The organism is Coprococcus sp. HCN-4056 (assembly GCF_037892645.1).
GTDB lineage: Bacteria > Bacillota > Clostridia > Lachnospirales > Lachnospiraceae > Coprococcus > Coprococcus ammoniilyticus.
The window spans coordinates 122316-143093 of record NZ_JBBKBL010000002.1 but is presented as its reverse complement, the minus strand read 5'-3'; the positions used below and the strand labels follow the sequence as shown (position 1 = coordinate 143093).

The following is a 20778-nucleotide window of genomic DNA, read 5'->3' as shown; positions in this document are numbered from 1 at the left end:
TCCTCCTATATCAGACATTTGACAAACCGCATCCTGCATCTGCCCCAGAGATTACTGGAATGATAAACCTCTTGTTTTACCGTTTGTGCATAGTCTCTTACAACCGCAACATCCGTATAGTCAAGTTCTTCTCTACTGAATCTGTTTTTCTGTAAAACCGTAATAACTTCTGACGGAAGGGATTCTTCCATCTTCTTACCGGCATATTTGTACAAGGCTTCTATATACAGACTGGCTGCTGCAACTGCTTTTTCCCGGTTTTCACTCTTCATTGCTTTTTTTCGTTTGCTGCAGACCACTGCACGTCTGACAATAACAACGATCAGGAATAATACGAGCAGTGAAACAATTGCGATCAGAATATATAACAGATTGATCTCCGTTGAATCATCATTATCATTATTGTCCTGATCACTGCTGGAATCTTCTGATTCCGAATCCTGATTATCGGAACCACTGACCGCACCGTTACCAATGGTACTGTTATCATCCTCAGAATAGAAGCCCGGTGTAACTTCAACCGGAATAAATCCAAGCCCATTTACATAAATCTCTACCCATGCATGTGCATCCTGATCCAGAACATCAATCGATGTCTCTCCCTCTTCCGGAGCAACCAGATATCCTTCTACATATCTTGCCGGAATATTATAATATCGGAACATCATAGCAGCGGCTGTTGCAAAATGAACGGAATATCCTTCTTTTTTATTCTCGATCAGATTCTTTACAAAATCTGTTCCGGGATCATTAGCTGTTACATCTTCACTGTAAGTTATAGTGTCCCGCAGATAATGTCTGACTACATCAATCGCATCAAACGGATTTAGTTTTTTCCCGGCTTCCGGCAGAGTCCGGTCAAAATACTGCTTCATTTCATCCGAAACCTCTGTATAATTCTTGCTTGCAAAATAAGCATATGTCTGTTCACAGTCAATAAAATCCGTATCACCGGTGCCTTCCGTATACCAGCTTTCATTATAGATACTCTCATAGTCATTCTTCGAAAGTGTATCCATATAAAATCTATACGGCTTTCTGTTTCCAAATCCCTGTGCTACAAAATTTACATCCTTCTTTGGTGCATAAAGATCTGGAAGAGAATCGTAGGTCATATTTTCAGGCAGATATTGATATTTACTGCTTGCAGCCAGGTTTTCAACCTCAACCGATATAATATCTGACAACGGCATATCTGCATCATTGATCTTTGTAATATCCATATAACTTGCAAGTGTTGCTAAAGGATAATAATTAAATTTTGCAAAGTATTCAAATACACCTTCATAATCTCCGCCGTAAATATCCTTATCGTTTTCTGTCCAGCCGTCTTCCGTGTATTTGGAACCGACATAGCCCCGAAGATACATCACAGCAGGCTCTGACATCTCGATATGGAGTTTTTTGCTTCCATTTGTTTCAACTGTATGAAACCGTTTGAACGATCCCTCCGGATAATCATTTTTGCCATAGATCAGATTGCCGCCGTTATATACAATTGAATCTTTTATATCATCAACCACCGGGATCGGTATGTATGTGAGCAGTATAAAGATCAGACATGCAGCTCCTGCCAGAACTCCTGCAAATACAAGCATTCCTGCATACATGTCCTTCGTGATCCGTCCTTTGATATTGCCAGCAAGCAAAATTCCCACCATCGTAACTCCGGCAAGTACGAGCGTCCATACTGACGGAATACATTTATACATGAATCCGGATGCACAAAGCAGGAATTGGAGCAGCACTACCCAGGCATTCAGATGAAACCGAATGAAAATTGCAAATACAAATGTTACGAGCAGAGAAAGAATTATGGATGCAATATATTCATCTGCAACCAGACTGTCCTCATTCACAACAAACATCAGATTTGCCATCGCCATATTCTTATTGACCGATCTGAGTACATCATTTGCGATTGCTGAAAAACCATTTGAAACACTGTTCAACAGGATCACAGACAGGACAGCGATCACAATAGCCATCCCTGTACCGCCGATCCAGCCTGACTTTTTCCTGAGAAAAAGGATCTGGGAAATAACTGCCATAACAAGTGCCGGAACCGCTGTCACAATCAGTGAAACTTTAACCTGAAATGCACTGAAGCAGCAAAATAATACACTCACCGATGCCAAAAAGGTAAGCACTATACGAATTGCAAGATAATTGGATTCTTTTACGGAAAGTGCCTGCAGATCGAGCCGGATCTCCTGTCTGTTATTTTGCAGCTTTAATCCATTTTGCAGCTTACGTTTTGGAATCATTCGTTTTTTTCTGTCTTTTTTATGTTCTTTCTCTATCTGTGTCTTTTTGTTTTTCATAATTATTCAACCAAATCTACATCTATATCCGGAGCATCCAGATCTTCATCATCGTCGTCTGATCCCTTTTTATTGCCGGATCCACTTCCGCCGCCATCGCCGTTACCGTCATCGTCGCCAAAATCATCTCCGTCACCAAAATCATCTCCACCATCACCGCCATTGCCATCATTATTATGCTTATTACCGTCTTTTTTTGATGAATCACCGTCGTCTGATGTTTTTTTACTATCCTTTTTCGGGTCATCCTTTGGCTTTTCAGTATTAGCTTCCGTATTCTGTGCCGGTGCATCGGTTTTAGGCTCAGATGTCTTTTCTTCTGTTGTCTGCGCCTGTTCTGTAGATTCTGTCGTCATTTCAGTCGTCGTTTCTGTACTTGATTCCGTTGTAGACTCTGTTGTGATCTCGAGCATAGCATTGCCACCCTGCATTTCCGTCGTCGCATCACTCTCAGTCGTAGTATCTTCCGTATTCTCTGTATCGTCTTCTGAACGGTCCTGTCCGGATAACTTAGCCGCCTGCTCCTTATCTGCCTCCTGATTTTTCATATAATCCTCACGTTCGAATTCCGAACGGTCACGCTTACATGCAGTCAGGGAACATCCAAGAGTCAGACACAATGCAAATAACAAGATTTTTCTTTTTCTCATTTCATCAGGTCCTTTCTCGCATCTTCTTACCTTAACTCAGCTTCTGTTTTAATTGGATCTTTCTCCCGCCATAGAAGGAGCTTCTGTCGTCTGACAGATATCGTAAATAATATTTTCTGCTCCATTCTTCTCTCTGCGTGCAGAAGGGGTCAAGATCAGACGATGTTTGAATATATCATAAATAACATACATAACATCCTCCGGAATCACATAGTTACGATCATACATATAGGCACATGCTTTTGCCATATTAGCGAATGCCTTTGTGCCTCGTGGACTGATACCACACTCAATCTTATCATGATGTCTGGTTGCATCAACCAGTCTGGAAATGTAATCTGCAATCTCATAAGAAATATATACATTCGCTACATCTGTACGCATTTGTATCAGATCCTCTACACTCATGACAGGCTGTACTGCATCAATCGGATTCTGACCATGATCCTCCATCAGCATCTCTACCTGACTCTGTACATCAGGATATCCCATACTTAAGCGCACCATAAAACGGTCAAGCTGGGAGTCCGGAAGTGCCTGAGTACCACCACTGGTGATAGGATTCTGTGTAGCGATCGTTATAAATGGTTTTGGAAGCTGATACGTAACATTATCAACCGTTGCTGTTGCTTCTGCCATAGCCTCAAGCAATGCCGCCTGTGTCTTACTGGAAGTACGGTTAATCTCATCAGCTAACAGCAGATTCGTGAATACCGGTCCTTTCACAAACTCCATCTTTCCTTCCCGCTGATTATACATGGAATATCCAAGAATATCACTTGGCATTGTGTCCGGTGTAAACTGGATACGATTATCCTGCATAGAAGTTGCTTTTGAAAATGTCTTTGCAAGTGTTGTCTTGCCAAGTCCCGGATTATCCTCCAAGAGGATATGTCCGGATGCAAGAACGGTCATAATGATCTTAACAATGATATCATCCTTGCCTTTAATGACTTTGTTCATTTCCATTCTAAGATCTGCAATTTTTTTATTCATCTTTTTCTACCCCGTATGTTATTTCTTCTTCCATTTTGCATAAATCACAATGTTTTTATCTTTAATCTTTGTGCTGTTCTTTACCTTAACTTTTTTGTTGTCCTTATTGATGTAATACCAGCCGACCAGTTTATAACCTGCCCTCTTTGGCTTTAATGCAGCAAGTTTTCCCTTTAAGAATCCGGTCGCTACACTCTGATTTCTTACTACTTTTACTTTCTTTGTACTCTTACTGCCAAATTTTCCTTTATTCGCATCGAAGGTTACACTGACTTTATCTGCTCCGACATCATAGATCTTTGTCCATTTGCTGTAAATCTTTGCCCCGGTCGAATCATAACGATAACTTCTGACTTCAAAAATTGCATAGGTCTGCAGGCTGATCGCAGGAAGGATCTTTTCTTTCTTATTTCTGATATCAAAGGTCGTTGCATTGCTTAACTTTTTAGCAGTTGGTGCATACCGATATTCATATCCATCGGCTTTTTCACATTTCCAGGTTAATGTAACTTTATATTTTCCTTTATTTCTGCCTCTTGTTATCTTGTTAAAGGTAGTCTTTTTCGCTGTAACCTTTTTCGCTTTGACCTTTGTCCATTCTGCAGTCGCTGTGACATTCTGTTTGATCGCCGTTCCCTGCATCAGAGTATAAGTCTTTGTTCCTGATTTATAAGTCCACCGGGAGAACAGGTATCCGGCACGTTTTGGTACAGGAAGTGTTCCATTTTTAAATCCGGTATTGGCAGAATCTTCAAATTGATAAGTTTTCACATAAGATGACTTGTTGTTTATTTTTCCACCGTTTGCATTATAGGTTACTTTATATGTATTCTTTTTCCAGAATGCATACAATGTAACATTATCCAGTATCGTTACACGATCTGTGCTCTTTCGCACCTTTAACTGCTTTTCATCTGTTGACCAGCCCTGAAAAGTATATCCGGTTCTGGTTGGATTTTTAAGATTATTATATGTAGAACCATAGGTTACATAAATCGTTCCTGAAGTATTCGCCTCTCCATCGTTATAGATCAGAGTGACCTTATACCGGTTTGCCGTCCATTTTGGATACAATGTGATCGTCACATGGTTATCTTCCGTTTTTGTATCCTTTAATATCTGATTCAGATTTTTCTTTCGGATGATATCCCCGGCAAAAAAGTCCGTTCCGGTTCCATCTTCCCTTGTATTCCATCTGTCAAAGGTATATCCGGCTTTGTAATATTGTTCATCCACATCTGATATGGTTACATTCTCACCATACAGGAAATCCTTTGGTGCGATCACCTGATTACCAAGCTTATATTCCAGACGATAATTAAATGCCACCCATTTAGGAACCAGTACAACATCCTTTCCTGCTTTTGTTGTCAGGTTTTTCTTATATGTTTCGCCCGGCTCAAAAACAGTATTCCTTATATCCTCGGTCACATTCTTTGTATCATCCAGAACCCAGCCCGCAAATACATATCCCTCTTTACTGAACTGGGAAATATCATATGCAGGGATCGTATATTCCGCATCATATGTACATGCTATGGATTCCGGTGCTGTTCCGATTACATCATCATCCGAATTCTCCAGACTGAATGTGATCGTATAATTAATCGGCTCCCATAACGCATATAATGGAATGGTATCTGATGTATCAATAAAGTTTGTAACATCCGCACCATCTGGCAGCACCTGTTTGGATGGAAGCTCTGTATACCAGCCGGCAAATGTATAACCAGCTCTCTTGTATACACATTTATCTAATTTTGCCGCTGTATCATAATAACATTTTTTATCCGGCTGTACGCCACTTACGGTATAGCCCGGATCATCGTTTGTGCCATATTCTTTATACGGATAAAATGTAAATGTATATGACTTTTTCTCCCAGACCGCATACAGTGTCACATTTGCTTTATTTGTAGTTGTAAGATTGATCATATTGGCTCTTGGCGCATAATCAACTGTTGATCTGTCCGCCTTTCTGGACCATCCCATAAATGTATAGCCGGTACGCCCCGGAATATTCTTTGGCAGGCTCTGATCATAAGTTGCATTTACAACCTCCGGAGTCTTGTCATCTCTTTCCACAAAAGTAACTGTATATGTGATCGGTGTCCAGACAGGGAATAAACATATGATCTCTGTTTTCGTTGTCAGGTTCTTTACACTTGCCTGATCTGCATATACAACTTTATCCGGATTGCCATTGACCGCCCATCCTTTAAATATATAACCATCTCTGGTAAACTTACACGGATCTAATTTTGCTGCTTTATCATAGGTTAATGTCATATCCGACATAGCACCCTTTTCTGTTGAATATCGATGCTGAAAACGAATATTATACTGGATCGGTGTCCACTTAGCATATAATGTGATCACGCCAGTCTTTGTAATTCCCTTAACAGACTGTCCTGCCTTGTAGTTGGTGCCGGTTCCATCTGCTTTTGTATTCCAGCCGCCGAATGTATATCCGGTTCGTGTCAACGCATTGGAAGACAATGTAATGTTTGTTGTATATACAGCACTTGCCGCAGCAGGTACTGTTCCACCGGTTTTTCCATTTCCATTATAAGTAATCGTATAGTTATATGCTACAGGTGAAGAAACTAACGTACCACTTGCCTTAACTTTATTATATGATCCGCTGTTCTTTACCCAGATATTTGTAGTACTCTTTCCTGCCTTTGAAAATGCATTTGCTGCAACTCCGGTCAGGTTTGAATTTTTAAAATTGAATTTCGTAACTGCAGTACAGTTTGCAAATGCAGTACCGTAAATCTTTGTCAGAGAATTTGACATACTGAAATCCACATTTGTAAGTGCTGTACAATTCTGGAATGCATTTACATTGATCTGAACCAGAGAGCTTCCGGATACCGTTTTTACAGATGTGATCGTTTTATTATTTGCATATGCAGATCCTGCGATCATAGTTACCTTATACGTTTTACTATTCACTACAACTGTATTAGGAATTGTGATTGCACCCTTGCTGACACCTGCTACTCCTGTTTTTGCAGGTTTGATCGATACTGTCTTTGCCGTCTCATCTACGATTGTACAGGTCCATTTGCCCGACTTATCGGTATATGTTGCTGCAGATGCATTCCCTGATATACTGAAAATACAGATTCCGCAGCAAAGAACTGCTGCAACTGCCAGGATCAGCTTTTTAAATCTTATACTATTACTCATCTTACTTGCCCTCCTTATGGTATTTTTTTACTGATCGTACTTCCAAATTTTCCATATTTCTTCTTGCCATTCTTTACTTTGTACTGTCTGGCTCTGAAATAATATTTTGTTCCATTTTCAAGTCCGCTGATCATCGTTGATAATGATGTCTTTGAACTCTGTATCTTAACAGATTTTGCATTTGAGAAATCACTGTATTTTGAATAATAAATAATACAGCCTTCCGCACCTGCATATTTCCGGATCGTCAACCGGACATTTACCTTGCCGGTTGATTTGGATTTCCAATGCGCATAAATCTGTGTATCTTTTGCAAATGTCGTTCCTGCCGTTACCTTGGAGCCTCCGGTATAATCCGTCCACCATCCATCAAAGGTATAATTCTCTTTTTTTGCTCCAGGAAGTCCCGTAATTCCTGTTCCGGTATCAATTGAAAATTTGCTCTTATTTCCATTGATCTTGCCACCTGCAGCATTCAATGTAACCGTTATCTTCTTTGCCTGCCATCTTGCATATAACGTCAGACTGCCTTCCAGATCCACAACTGTTGAACTGGTATACTGAATTTTTCCGGACTTGCTTGTAAACCAGCCTTTAAATTCATATCCATCCCTTACCGGTGTTGGAAGCGTGCCACAGGTATCCCCATAGCCTACAACCTTGCTGGTCCGTCCAACGGTTCCGCCATTTGGATTAAATGTGATCGTAACATCATTTTCTGTCCATCTTGCATATAACGTCACGGTTCCTTCATAAGGAAGCAGATTCTTTACAGTTGCCTGATCTTTATAGACCTTTCCACCTGTCTTATCGGTACTCCAGCCATGGAAGGTATATCCCGGTCTCCGATATGCTGATGCTGCAAGTTTAATGGATTCTCCATATGTAACAGTCTCACCCTTCATGCTTCCATATCCTCCGTTCGCATTATAAACGATACGATAGGTTACCGGGCTCCATACTGCATATAACGCAATACCATCTTCCGTATTATGCAGGATCTCTGCTTCATCTTCATATACAACAACATTCTTATCTGATTCCTCTGCCCATCCGATGAACTGATATCCATCCTTTTCATATGTACACTTTGGAAGCTTTGCTGTTTCTCCACATTTAAAGACAACTGCTTCCATATATCCTTCACCATCTGTTTCGTCGAAAACAATACTGTATGTTTTCTGTTCCCAGACAGCATTTATCCGAACTTCTGTATTAGCCCCATATAATTCCCTGAGGTAGGAATACAGTTTGCTCAATCTCCAGGATTGTATGGTTTTGACCGGATAGATTGTTTCATCCTTATCAAACTGGAAACCGATCAAAGAGCTTCCCTCTTTCTGAAAATCCGTTGAGAAAATTTCATATGCTGTTTTAGAATCATCCAGATTATCTGCTGAGAGCACAATTTTCTTTTCCGTACCAGTTCCGCCATTCGGAACAAGTGTCAGATTATATCCGGAGGCATCACTCCACACCGCCAGAAATTCATAATATCCGGATGCCGTTGCATAAATATTCTGTGTATCACTGAATTCTGCCTCATCCTCGTAGGTTCCGACAATAAAGCTATGGGAATCATCCGGATTCGTATATATCCATTGCCATCTGTAAAATTTCTTTCCAGGACAGGTAAATGTACACTTTGGAAGCTTCAAGGTTTCGCCCTGCTTTACGGTAGCCTCCTGCATGGTTCCCTGACCTTCACCGGCAGAGAAACGGATCTTAATGCTTCTCTTTTCCCAGATCGCATAAAGTGTAATAGAGCTTTCGGCTGTCAGTTTTGTGACCTTCTGACCTTCTTTATAAGATGTTCCTGTTCCATCCGGCTTTGTATTCCAGCATTTGAAGACAGAATCGCTCTTCATAAAATTATTCTGTCGCAATTCTATATACTGGTTATACACAACCCCATCCTGAATGTTCATAGAACCAATACCACCGTTTGCATTGTAGCGGATCTGATATGTATTTGGAACAGCCGATGCATATAATACGACATCTCCCTGTCCGGAAGGATCCACCTTCTGACCATACTTATAAGTTACTGTATATTGTTCTCCATCACTGTCTGTCAAAGTACCGGTAAACTTTAAACTGTATCCTTTATATACATTTTTATCATATGATGGATTCAGTGTTACCTGCGTATTATATCGAAGGTTCGTCTGTTCTACTTTATTATAAGTCTTAGAGCCTACTGTCTTTGGTATCATATATGTAATCTTATATGGTCCGGTGTAGACCGCCTTATAATCAACATTTCCATAATTTTCTTCATTCTGCAGCTCTTTTATCATTCTTTGATATGTCGCTTTATTGGCAGTATAAATTGTTTTATTACCCGTACCAAACGCACTTCCCATTTCCAGATCAGCGGTATCAAAGGTAATATTGTTATTTGGCAGATATACATTTCCAAGATCACATTCATCGAATGCCAGTCCACCAATAAACTTTAATTTAGAACCACTTTCAAATGTAATCTTTCTCAAACCAGAATAAGCGAACGCTGTTACACCTATCCTTTCTACAAGCTTTGGTATAACAATTTCTTTTAAATTCACACAGCTATAAAATGCAGCCTCATCTATCTCTTTCAAACATGAACCTTTTTCAAATATAACCTTTTTTAATTCACAACTCATAAATGCATTTTCACCAATGATGACACAGTTCTTTGGAATCGTGATATTGGAAATCGATTCATCACATGCGAAGCAATCCTCACCAATCGAATATAAACTATACTTCTTATTCGCAGGGTTTGTAATTACATTAGGGATTGTATATGATGCTATTTTCTTTGTTGATTTTGGATCATACATTATCAGTTCTGCTTTACCGGGATTATTACCGTTCGGTTCTGAAATTATACGATAATTATAGATTTCATCGGCGGTCCACCATTCATTCACCCACCAATAACTGCCCTTTTTCATTTTTGATATATCTTTGAATTTCGATCCTTTTTCAAAATTAACTTTTAATACTCCGGCATTAAATGCTCCGGCACCAATTGAAACTACAGACTTGGGAATGGTAATTGTAGATATCGTTTTTTTGGTAGAAAATGCTTCTTCTCCTATTTTTTTTAATTTCGAGCCTGATTCAAATGTTACTTTTTTTATATTCATATCTTCAAATGCATAATCACTTATTGTTTCGCAATTTTTTGGAATTGTGATCTCGGTGATTTTTTCTTCTACATTTGAATAATCGTTCTCGTCAACTGACATACCATCAATCTCTACAACAGTATATTTCTTTTTATTTTTACCTATGATCGTATTTGGGTAAACTATCTTATTGCCAAAATGCCCACCTGATACTTCAGCAGAAATTGAAACCTTTCCAGGTGTCTTTCCCTTTGGATCGGTAATCACTTCATACCAGAACTTTCCATCTGAAGTATTACCACAATCCCCTTCCTTTGCATTTGCTGTACCAGAACAGAATAAACTTCCTGTCAGGATCAGGATGCCCGTTATCATCATGATCATAAAATGTCTGAATGCCTTTGAATGATTCCTCATATTCTTCTCTCCCTTTACAATATTTAATCGTTATACCTCTGTATTCAAAATAATTTTTTATGTAAAAAAAGTGCTGTAAAAAACATATGCCTTCTCCATATGCTTTTTACAACACTATTCGGTTCAGATATAGAATTGTCTGTTGTCCATCTATGTTCCCCCTGCCGGATCTTTCCGGCTTTCATGAATCTATTTCCAATCTCTTCCTTATGTTTTGTTAATTTCTATGTCGCACCTCGTATATTATAGCAATCTGACCAATTTTTGTAAATAGTTTTGTATATATATTATATTTTACTTTTATCAATCCCGCAAACATCCAATCGAAACAACTTTATTTTGTATTTTTCGGCACTTTTGTTTTGTATTTTTCGGATTTCTTTTTCTGCATATTTTACTGCCCTGTTTCATACAATTATACGACGAAACCGAAACGAGTTATCTATGTGTTCTATTTCTGGATTTTATAATGTACATGGCAGATACCTGGAAACGCCCGGACATTTTCGTGATATTCTGTCTGCCATGAATGCAAAGCAAAAGCATCGCGGGCCGGATGATGATGGTATTCTTCTGACGGATACATGCGGACTGTCTCATACAAGATTATCCATCCGGGATATCAAAGCCGGACTTCAACCCATGTCCCGCACAGTACAGGGAAGAACGTTCACGATCGTATTCAATGGAGAAATCTATAATACAGATGAACTGAAAAGGGAACTGATCTTACGCGGTTATTCCTTTTCCACAACATCCGATACCGAGGTACTGCTGTTTTCATACATATACTATGGGCCTGACTTTGTAAAACATATCAATGGTATATTTTCTTTTGCAATCTACGATCATACAGAAGAAGCCATTTTCCTTTACCGGGATCCATTCGGTGTAAAGCCTTTATATTATACCTTTTTATCTGACCGGACACTTGTCTTTGCATCAGAGCGAAAGGCACTGTTCTGTTATCCCGGCACATTTCCAAGACTGGATAAAAAAGGCTTATGTGAGATTTTCGCCATCGGGCCGTCCAAAACGCCCGGTTGCGGTGTCTTCAAAGGAATCGACGAACTAAAACCCGGTCATTATATACGATATGACCGATTCGGCTGTTCCACCACCTGCTATTTCCGGATCCAAAGCATACCTCATACCGATGACTATCAGACAACCGTGGAAAAGACCTCTGATCTGTTAAACGCTGCAGTAAAACGACAGATCGTATCCGATGTTCCGATCTGTACCTTTCTGTCCGGCGGTATCGATTCCTCGATCGTCAGTGCCATCTGTGCGGAAGAACTGAAGAAACAGGGGCAGATATTAGATACCTATTCCTTTGATTTTACCGATAATTCACGCTATTTTAAATCAAATGCTTTTCAGCCGGAACAGGATCGGCCATATGTAGATCAGATGGTCTCTTTCCTCGGAACGAAACATCACTACCTGACCTGCAATATGGAAGAGCTTGCCGACCTGCTTTATGATTCCGTTCTTTCCAGAGACCAGCCGACCATGGCAGACGTTGATTCATCCCTGCTGTATTTCTGTAAGCTGGTATCTGAAAACAATAAGGTTGTGCTGACCGGGGAATGTGCCGATGAAATATTTGGCGGATATCCATGGTTCTACCGGGAAGATCTGCTTGCATCCGATACTTTTCCATGGATGACCGATCTTACACCAAGAAAGCAACTGTTGGATCCGGAATTTGCAGATGCTCTGCAGATGGATGACTATGTAAAAAATCTTTACCATCAGATCATCTCCGAGATTCCGGTGCTGCCGGAAGAATCCGATATCGAGAAATCCCGTCGCCGGATCGGTTACATGAATATCCGGATGTTCATGCAGACCCTGCTTGACCGTATGGATCGTACCAGTATGTATCATGGTCTGGAGGCAAGAGTCCCATTTGCTGACATCCATCTTCTGCAGTATGTCTTTAATGTGCCATGGAAATACAAATACCGAAACCAGACAGAGAAAAGCCTGCTCCGTCATGCCGCTGTAAATCTGGTTCCAAATGAAATCCTGTTCCGGAAGAAAAGCCCGTATCCTAAGACCTATAACCCGCTTTATGAAACGATCCTTGCCGACCGGTTAAGAGAAGTGATCCACGATGTTGCAAGCCCTGTCAACCGGTTTCTGGATAAAAAAGCGGTTCTGCAGTTCCTGGAATCTCCGAAGGATTATGGCAAACCGTGGTACGGCCAGTTAATGGCAGGCCCACAGATGATGGCATATTTATTACAGATCAACTTCTGGCTGAAAGAATACCAGATCTCCATCGAACTCTGACCAAAACACCCACCAGCCGGTGGGTGTTTATATCTTATATACCAGAACCAAAACACACCCCGATACTCTTTCCACCCTCTGACAACAGATTATTTATCTTATAAAAACGAACCTTCTTATAAAGTAAATAAAGAGCCTGTAACCTGTAATTCAATATGATGCCCTATATAAATTACTGACATTTGCGTAATTTCGTTATGAGACTTGCACTAGCTGTCAACACCAAGCCCATGTCTGAACCCGTTAGGGTGAGTTTGGGCGACTGCTGACAAATAGGTGTGCGAGTCGAATAGAAATGAAGCAAGTCATGTAATTATATAGGGCATCAAATGAAATTAAGGTTACAGGCTCTCAATTCTTTTTATTTGTCACATAACACCGGCTGAAGCTGCTTCCCCTTTAAAGCCTCCTCTATCGTCTCCGGTATCATGGACAGTTTTCCGATCAGGGAATTCGGCTTCTTTACCGGATCATCCTGATAAAATGGAACAAAATAAATATTCTTCATATTCATCAACATTCCGATATTCTTAAAATTCATCCCCATCGCATCATTTGTTGAAATGCTGATGATCAGCGGTTTATTATTTCTGATATGCGCCTTCGCTGCCATCAGCACCGGAGAATCCGTGATACCGTTACATAACTTTGCAAGTGTGTTGCCTGTACATGGAGCGATCACCAGTACATCCAGATATGCTTTTGGTCCGATCGGTTCTGCCTCCTGGATGGTAAAAATCCCTTTCTTCCCTGTTATCCTCTGAATGTCTTTTACAAAATCATCCCCTCTGCCAAATCTGGTATCGTACGTTGCAGACCGTTCGGAGAAGATCGGATATACCGATATTCCAAGCTTTGTCATTTCCTCTATCTCTATCTTTACTTTATCAAAAGTACAAAACGAACCGGTTATTGCAACGCCGCAATTGCACCCTGATAAACTCATATCTATAATCCTTTCCATTCAATACAATCCATAAAATCATTCTGATCCATACTGTTTTATCAATTCCAAGCTGTTGTGTCTGGTTCCAACTATTTAACAGAACCAGACAAATACTACTGCCTGACAATGATTTTATGTTTATTATAGTATATGCAGGATCATAAATTATGTGACTGTTTTATCAAAGATACGACAAAACGGCCTCGCCCAGAATCTCACCGGAAGTTTTTGGTGAATACCGTCCCGGAATCCCCAGACTATGTTTATAACAGATTCCCTGCTCATCCAGATATGCAAAATCCGTTCCGCCCGGTTTGGATGCTATATCCAAGATAACAACATCCGGACGAAGCTTTGACAAGACTGCCCGATCAAGCACAGGCGCCGGTATCGTATTGTAACAGAAATCAAATGTATCCAGCTTTTCACAGGAAGCCAACTGATTCAACAATATCGTATGGCAGTCTCCCATGGCTGCCTTAATACAGGCTTCCACACTTCTGGCTGTAACCGTCACCTCCGCTCCCATACGAAGCAGCTTCTGTGCAAGGACACGCCCGCATCTTCCATAACCGGTAACCAGACATTTGCTGTTTTCTATATTGATATCACTCATCATAAAGCTTTCCGTGATCGCACCTTCTGCCGTTGCAACCGCATTTTTTAGTGCAACACAGTCATCTTTCATATAATCATGACATGGTATACCTGATTCTGCACAGGCTTTTGTCAGTTCCTGTGAGATCACGCCCCCACATACCAGACCAAAGTCCCCCACCATGAAAGCAAGTGCTTCTGCCGTAAGCCCTGAGCAGCCATTGATATGGATACCGTCCTTTGTAACCGGAACCGGAAGCAACAGCCCGGTTTCTTTTAAAGTATCATCGGTCTTGAGATTTCCAATTATATCCTGTAATTTTTCTCCGGTATCTGCAAGTTCCGGCACCTTCCATGTAAAAACCGGATAGCCCTGTTCTTTTAAATATAAAACCAGATAGTGGCAACGCAGGTCACCACCCACTACAACAAACTGTTTCAAATAATAACCTCCCTGTTTCTTTTCATCAATCTTATGCTCCATATTATATAGTAACCTGTCATCTGTTGCCCGTATAATACAACTATAATTCAACGATCAGGAATAATTTCTGTCAATATAATACTTTATGTACCCACTTATAAAATCCTTCCATGTCATTTCGGATATTGTTTCTGTAATAAATACCGGATAAATAGCATAGACCTTACCGTTAATTGACAGAACAACGGAACCAATCTGCATCCCGGTTTGCAACGGAAGTCCAAGTTTCTCCGGCAGAATATACCGGACAGTGATCTGCTCATCTTCCCGCAGTAACAATGTTTCTGAAAAGCTGCAGTCCCATGCGATCGTGGCCTTTTCTGCATCCTGCTGTCTTCTGTAATTGGGATCATACTGAATAGGAATGTCCGTTTTTTGCAGGATATCATCTTTTATGGTATGTTCCTGATAATGATCCAGTCCATAGTTCATAAGCTTTTTCGTATCTGCCCATTTATAAGTTTTATTCCCCGGCCAGCCGCATCCAAGCAAAGCTACGATGAACAGTTTTCCATCCCTTTCTAACGCTCCAACATAACAGTAACCGGCTGTTCCTGTAAAACCGGTTTTACCTGTCAGTGCTCCATCCATCATATTCAAAAATGCATTATGATTATTGCAGGTAAAACTTCTGGTTCCTGCAAGATTGGTAAAAGAATAGACAGACGTTCTTGTGATCGTAAGAAATGTATCCTTTTCAGGCGACTCTTTGATACAATACCGCAGGATCCGAGCCAGGTCAGCAGCCGTTGTTCCATGTATTCCATGTTTATCCTTTGCATCTAAGCCATTTGGCGTAATAAAATGTGTCTTCATGCAGCCAATATCCACTGCCTTCTGATTCATCAGCTCCGCAAATTGTTCCACACTTCCGCCAATATGCTCTGCGATCGCAACCGCACTGTCATTATGGCTTTCCAGCATCAGCGAATACAGAAGATCTTTTAACTTATATTCCTCTCCCTCTCTGATATTAAGCTGTACATCCGGCATCTTTGCTGCATAGGAAGATATGACCACCGTATCGTCCAGATCACCATATTCAAGTGCCAGGATACAGGTAAGGATCTTCGTCGTACTGGCATTTGCACGAACTTCTTCACCTGCTTTATCATACAGGATCCTGCCGTTTTCTCCATCCATAAGAACAGCCGACAGTGCATGAAGATCATTGTCTGTGATCTTTTGCTCTCTATCTACCTGAAGGGTATTACTGTTCTGTTTGCTGCGGTTATTCCAATGAACTATCCTTTGCTGCTGCGGCGGCATCACAAATGCTTTCGCAGGAATCACAGAACAGAGCAATACTACAGTGACAAGGATCCATACAAACAGAAAACCTGCGGGAATCTTCTGTCGCCTTCTTCCTGCAGGTTTCTGTTTTCTTTTATGATATTTGAAATATAACCCTAACATACGATCACCGGATATATTCTTTCTTCATAAAAATATATTCCGGATCTGTCGGTTTTATGACTCATTATCCAGCCCGAGTGTGATCTCATTTGCCTCTTCCTGTGCTTCCTTCTTAAAGTCCTCGATCTTATCCGGACTGATCATCGGAAGCTCCTCTGTCGATGCAACGCCGAAGCTTCGCAGGAATTCCTCTGTCGTTCCAAACAGGATCGGTCGTCCCGGAGCATCCAGTCGTCCAACCTCATCTACCAGTCCGTATTCCATCAGCTTATTGATCGCATGTGCACAGGAAACTCCACGGATGGCTTCAATCTCCGGTCTGGTGATCGGCTGCTTATAGGCAACGATCGACAGGGTTTCAAGCAGTACATCCGTAAGATTTGGTTTCTTCGGTGTACAGACAACCTTTGTCAGCACATCGTAGTACTCATTTCTGGTACACAACTGATATGCATTTTCAAGCTCGACCATCTTAATGCCCCGGTCAGACTGATTATAAATTTCCAGCACCTCTTCCATCTGCTTGGACAGCTTCTTTGTCTCCATCTCCAGTGCCTTAGCCAGTCGATCTACTGACACAGACTCCCCAATGGAAAACAATATTGCTTCAACTGCAGAAACCAGATATTCTGTACTGTATTCTTTATAAACTACCGGCTGTTCTTCTATATTTTCCTGTGTTATCTCATTTACTGTTGCTTCGTTCTCTTTTATCTCACCCATACCCATCTTATCCTCGTTCTGTCTCATTGGCTTCACCATCTGCCTGATGAATGGTTTCTGCATTTGTCTCTATTGAATCCGGCACATCTGCATCTGTTTTATCTGTATCAGTATTCTGGCTGTTCAACTCATATGCAGCAATGTCATCTCTGGAATCAATGATGATCTCTCCAAATATCTCTTCCTGCCGGATCTGAATGGCTCCAATCTTCATAAGCTCTAATATTGCAAGAAATGTTACGATAATATTCGATCTCGATGCCTGCATTTCAAGCAGTGTCCGGAAATTGATGCCTGCAAGTCCGCGGACCTGTTCCCGTACCTCCGCCATCTTTGCTTCCAGTGAGATCTCCTCTCTCTCGATATTTTTGAACTTACTACGGATCGGATCTACCTTTTCAACCTGTTTCCGCATCACGGATTTGAAGATCTCATTCAGTTTTTCCAGATTCATATCATATTCCGAGATCAGTGCAACCGGATCCACGACCGGCTTGAAATTTTTCACCTCTGCAGGAATGCTTTCTTTTTTATAAAATGCCTTTGCACCGTCAAACTCCAGATCTTTCAGCTCACTTGCTGCATATTTGTACATCTTATACTCCAGCAATCTGCGGACAAGCTCTTCTCTCGGATCCTCTCCCTCCTCATCCTCTTCTGTTACCTTCGGAAGAAGCATCTTGGATTTGATACGGATCAGAGTCGCCGCCATGACCAAGAATTCACTCATAACATCCAGGTCTTCCTCTTCCATATGATTCACATAATCCAGATATTGCTCTGTGATCGTTACAATCGGTATATCATAAATATTTACTTTATTCTTTTCGATCAGATGAAGGAGCAGATCAAGTGGTCCTTCAAATACATTCAGTTTTACATCGATTGCCGACATATTGTCTCCCTTTATCCCATACAGACGCCATCAAGGTTTTTTCGCATCTGTTCTCTGTATGCCTATATAATAATGCAGACCAGTCCGCCATTTCCATCATTTACGATCTTCTCCATGGTATCCTGAAGCTTCTGCTTGCTTTCTACATTCATCTTATTTGTCTTTGTATTTAATCCATCCTCTACAAGCTGCTCGATCGACTTGCCAAAGATATTCACATCCCAGATATCTTCTCCATTCTCTCCGGTGCTTGTTTTGATATATTCGACCAGATCCTCCGCCTGCTCCTTCGTACCAACGATCGGTGCGATCTCCGTTGTAATATTCGCTTTGATCATATGAACCGATGGTGCCTCTGCCTTGATCTTTACTCCATATTTGTTGCCTGCCTTGATCAGCTCCGGTGTTTCCAGTGTAATATCCTTCTTTTCCGGCATTACCAGACCATAACCGCCATTTTTCACACTGTCAAGTGCATTTATAACCCCATTGCAGAACTTTTTCTTTTCTGCCATATCTTTGATCTCTGTAATAAAATCATACTCATTATGGATTTCTGTCCCAAGCATATCGGAAAGCATCTCATAATAATATCTTCCATAGATCGTAACCTGAACACTCAGCGAACCGTCTGCAAGATTTACATTGTTATATGTATACTTTTCCACATATTCATTTTCCGGAAAAGCAAAATGAACCATATCATATATGTGCTGATTGCTGTTCATGATGTCCATGGCATTCTCGATCACACTCTTTTTGATCTTATTGTCATTCTCGGACACCTCCAGCCACTTTGGTATCACAAAATTAATACAGGTGATAGGAAAACTATACAGCATCGAAGTAAAGATCGCATTGATATCATTTCTGCTCAACTGATCACAGTTTACGGGAAGAACCGCAACACCATATTTATCTACCATCGTTGCTGCAAGCTCTTTTGTTTCTTTTGCTCCCGGTCGATTTGAATTCAACAGGATCACAAACGGCTTTCCAATAGCTTTTAATTCCGCTATCGTTTTCTCTTCTGCTGCAAGATAGTTTTCTCTTGCCAGATCGCCAAAGCTACCATCACAGGTCACCACGATCCCGATCGTTGAATGACTGTTGATCACCTTCCTGGTTCCGATCTCTGCCGCTTTTGCAAATGGAATATCATAATCAAACCATGGAGTCTTGACCATCCGTTCTTTTCCATCCTCCATCTGACCTTCCGCTCCATCTACAACATAGCCAACGCAGTCGATCAGCCGGACACGCATATCGATCTCATCATCTACCCGGATCTCGACGCCTTCTTTGGGTATGAATTTGGGTTCTGTCGTCATGATTGTCTTACCGGACGCAGACTGTGGCATTTCATCCAGCGCAATCTCACGGTCATTCTCATCTTTTATATTTGGAATGACCATCATTTCCATAAACCGTTTGATAAATGTTGATTTTCCGGTTCGTACCGGACCTACAACACCTATGTAAATTTCACCATTTGTTCTGGCATTGATGTCGTTGTACACATTAAAGCCTCCCATATATACCTCCTGCATTTCTTACACATTTTCCGTTTCTGCTCCTGTATTTGTATCATAAAAAATGGAAATACAAAATCTGTTTCCTATGTAAAGATTATCATATAAGTAATATATGAAAGAGCTTTTACAAGTATGTCAAAAACTTACTCCTCTACAGATATCTCTGCCTTTCTGTCTCTGGTAAGCAGATCCACAACTGCTTCACGGGCAGGCTTGCCCTCGAATAATACCTTATTTACCTCTTCAACGATCGGCATATCGACTCCGTACTTCTTTGCAAGCTTCAGTGTCGCCTTTGCGGAATATACCCCTTCTACTACCATCTTGACCTCAGCCATTGCTTCTTTGTAGCTCTTGCCCTGTCCGATCAGATAACCGGCATTCCGGTTACGGCTGTGCTTGGACGTACAGGTAACGATCAGATCACCCATACCGGATAAACCGGCAAGTGTCTCTACATGTGCTCCCATCGCAGTTCCGAGTCGTAAGATCTCTGCCATTCCTCTGGTCATTAACGCTGCCTTCGTATTATCTCCAAAACCAAGACCATCCGTAATTCCTGCAGCCAGCGCAATAACATTCTTAACAGATCCGCCAAGTTCGATTCCGGTTACATCTGTACTGGTATACACACGGAATACATCATTCATAAACGTATTCTGGATCAGCTTAGCAGTATCCATATCGCGTGCTCCGGCTACTACTGTTGTCGGAATACCAATACCAACCTCCTCTGCATGGCTTGGTCCGGAAAGAACTGCAACCTTTGCTCCAGGGATCTCACTCTCGATGATCTCTACGATCGGAGTCAGGGTTGCCTCCTCAATGCCCTTGCTGACATTGACGATCAACTGATCGTTTGTAATGTAAGGCGCGATCTTCTTTGCTGTGCTCCGGATAAATGGGGACGGAACTGCACAGACGATCATTTTTTTCCCTTTTATCGTCTGTTCCAAATCTGTTGTAAATGTGATTGTTTCATTCAGATGAACACCTGGAAGACGATCCCTCTGCTCCCTGTATGTGTTCAGCATTTCAATCTCTTTTTCATCAATGGACCAGACGGTAACATCATGCCCATTCCCCGCCAGCAGGTTTGCAAGTGCAGATCCCCAGCTCCCTGCTCCTAAAATACCTATTATCATACTAAATACCTCTCCATCTTTATAACTTTGTGGTC

General features: G+C 41.1%; 13 protein-coding genes. 1 reads left to right on the top strand and 12 read right to left on the bottom strand.

The window, feature by feature from the left end:
- Positions 1-5: 5 nt before the first annotated feature.
- The 5 genes from WKT03_RS03105 to WKT03_RS03085 are packed head-to-tail and all read right to left on the bottom strand — an operon-like array spanning position 6 to position 10701.
- The gene (locus WKT03_RS03105; protein ID WP_340390900.1) at positions 6-2324 is read right to left on the bottom strand and encodes a transglutaminase domain-containing protein; all 2319 of its coding nucleotides are present in this window, start codon (positions 2322-2324) and stop codon (positions 6-8) included.
- Positions 2325-2326: 2 nt separating this feature from the next.
- Entirely contained in the window at positions 2327-2974 is a 648-nt protein-coding gene (locus tag WKT03_RS03100) for a hypothetical protein (protein WP_340390899.1), read from the bottom strand.
- A gap of 48 nt (positions 2975-3022) precedes the next feature.
- On the bottom strand, positions 3023-3970 hold the full coding sequence (locus WKT03_RS03095) for an AAA family ATPase (protein WP_340390898.1): 948 nt from the start codon (positions 3968-3970) through the stop codon (positions 3023-3025).
- An 18-nt stretch (positions 3971-3988) separates the two neighbouring features.
- Positions 3989-7165, bottom strand: a complete 3177-nt coding sequence (locus WKT03_RS03090) for an InlB B-repeat-containing protein (protein ID WP_340390897.1) — start codon at positions 7163-7165, stop codon at positions 3989-3991.
- 14 nt (positions 7166-7179) lie between these two features.
- The gene (locus WKT03_RS03085; protein WP_340390896.1) at positions 7180-10701 is read right to left on the bottom strand and encodes an InlB B-repeat-containing protein; all 3522 of its coding nucleotides are present in this window, start codon (positions 10699-10701) and stop codon (positions 7180-7182) included.
- A 444-nt stretch (positions 10702-11145) separates the two neighbouring features.
- Here WKT03_RS03085 and asnB point away from each other — a divergent pair, with 444 nt between their 5' ends.
- Entirely contained in the window at positions 11146-13002 is a 1857-nt protein-coding gene (gene asnB, locus WKT03_RS03080) for an asparagine synthase (glutamine-hydrolyzing) (RefSeq protein WP_340390895.1), read from the top strand.
- Positions 13003-13363: 361 nt separating this feature from the next.
- Here the strand turns inward: asnB and WKT03_RS03075 are convergent, their stop codons facing one another.
- The 7 genes from WKT03_RS03075 to WKT03_RS03045 all read right to left on the bottom strand — a co-directional run bounded on the left by WKT03_RS03075 (position 13364) and on the right by WKT03_RS03045 (position 20743).
- Positions 13364-13948 (bottom strand): dipicolinate synthase subunit B, encoded by a 585-nt coding sequence (locus WKT03_RS03075; protein ID WP_117822617.1) that lies wholly within the window; start codon positions 13946-13948, stop codon positions 13364-13366.
- 181 nt (positions 13949-14129) lie between these two features.
- Positions 14130-14987 carry a dipicolinate synthase subunit DpsA gene (locus WKT03_RS03070; RefSeq protein WP_173788682.1) on the bottom strand — a complete coding sequence of 286 codons (858 nt, stop codon included), beginning with the start codon at positions 14985-14987 and terminating at the stop codon, positions 14130-14132.
- A gap of 96 nt (positions 14988-15083) precedes the next feature.
- Positions 15084-16445, bottom strand: a complete 1362-nt coding sequence (locus WKT03_RS03065; RefSeq protein WP_340390894.1) for a D-alanyl-D-alanine carboxypeptidase family protein — start codon at positions 16443-16445, stop codon at positions 15084-15086.
- Between the two features lie 54 nt (positions 16446-16499).
- Positions 16500-17195, bottom strand: coding sequence for an SMC-Scp complex subunit ScpB (scpB, locus tag WKT03_RS03060; RefSeq protein WP_340390893.1), 696 nt, complete (start codon positions 17193-17195; stop codon positions 16500-16502).
- Positions 17176-18063: a segregation and condensation protein A gene (locus WKT03_RS03055; RefSeq protein WP_021943930.1), complete on the bottom strand. Its 888-nt coding sequence runs from the start codon at positions 18061-18063 to the stop codon at positions 17176-17178. The genes scpB and WKT03_RS03055 overlap by 20 nt, the downstream gene beginning before the upstream one ends.
- A 62-nt stretch (positions 18064-18125) precedes the next feature.
- Positions 18126-19598 carry a stage IV sporulation protein A gene (spoIVA, locus tag WKT03_RS03050; protein ID WP_021943931.1) on the bottom strand — a complete coding sequence of 491 codons (1473 nt, stop codon included), beginning with the start codon at positions 19596-19598 and terminating at the stop codon, positions 18126-18128.
- A gap of 143 nt (positions 19599-19741) precedes the next feature.
- A complete protein-coding gene (locus WKT03_RS03045; RefSeq protein ID WP_021943932.1) occupies positions 19742-20743 on the bottom strand; it encodes an NAD(P)H-dependent glycerol-3-phosphate dehydrogenase in 1002 nt (333 codons plus the stop codon).
- Positions 20744-20778 lie beyond the last annotated feature (35 nt).

What these genes read in the sequence shown, in the direction of transcription:
- WKT03_RS03065 (WP_340390894.1), bottom strand. Translation starts at nt 16,445, where the DNA reads ATGTTAGGGTTATATTTCAAATATCATAAAAGAAAACAGAAACCTGCA.
- scpB (WP_340390893.1), bottom strand. Translation starts at nt 17,195, where the DNA reads ATGAGACAGAACGAGGATAAGATGGGTATGGGTGAGATAAAAGAGAAC.
- WKT03_RS03105 (WP_340390900.1), bottom strand. Translation starts at nt 2,324, where the DNA reads ATGAAAAACAAAAAGACACAGATAGAGAAAGAACATAAAAAAGACAGA.
- WKT03_RS03075 (WP_117822617.1), bottom strand. Translation starts at nt 13,948, where the DNA reads ATGAGTTTATCAGGGTGCAATTGCGGCGTTGCAATAACCGGTTCGTTT.
- WKT03_RS03055 (WP_021943930.1), bottom strand. Translation starts at nt 18,063, where the DNA reads ATGTCGGCAATCGATGTAAAACTGAATGTATTTGAAGGACCACTTGAT.
- asnB (WP_340390895.1), top strand. Translation starts at nt 11,146, where the DNA reads ATGTGTTCTATTTCTGGATTTTATAATGTACATGGCAGATACCTGGAA.
- WKT03_RS03045 (WP_021943932.1), bottom strand. Translation starts at nt 20,743, where the DNA reads ATGATAATAGGTATTTTAGGAGCAGGGAGCTGGGGATCTGCACTTGCA.
- spoIVA (WP_021943931.1), bottom strand. Translation starts at nt 19,598, where the DNA reads ATGGGAGGCTTTAATGTGTACAACGACATCAATGCCAGAACAAATGGT.
- WKT03_RS03090 (WP_340390897.1), bottom strand. Translation starts at nt 7,165, where the DNA reads ATGAGTAATAGTATAAGATTTAAAAAGCTGATCCTGGCAGTTGCAGCA.
- WKT03_RS03085 (WP_340390896.1), bottom strand. Translation starts at nt 10,701, where the DNA reads ATGAGGAATCATTCAAAGGCATTCAGACATTTTATGATCATGATGATA.
- WKT03_RS03095 (WP_340390898.1), bottom strand. Translation starts at nt 3,970, where the DNA reads ATGAATAAAAAAATTGCAGATCTTAGAATGGAAATGAACAAAGTCATT.
- WKT03_RS03100 (WP_340390899.1), bottom strand. Translation starts at nt 2,974, where the DNA reads ATGAGAAAAAGAAAAATCTTGTTATTTGCATTGTGTCTGACTCTTGGA.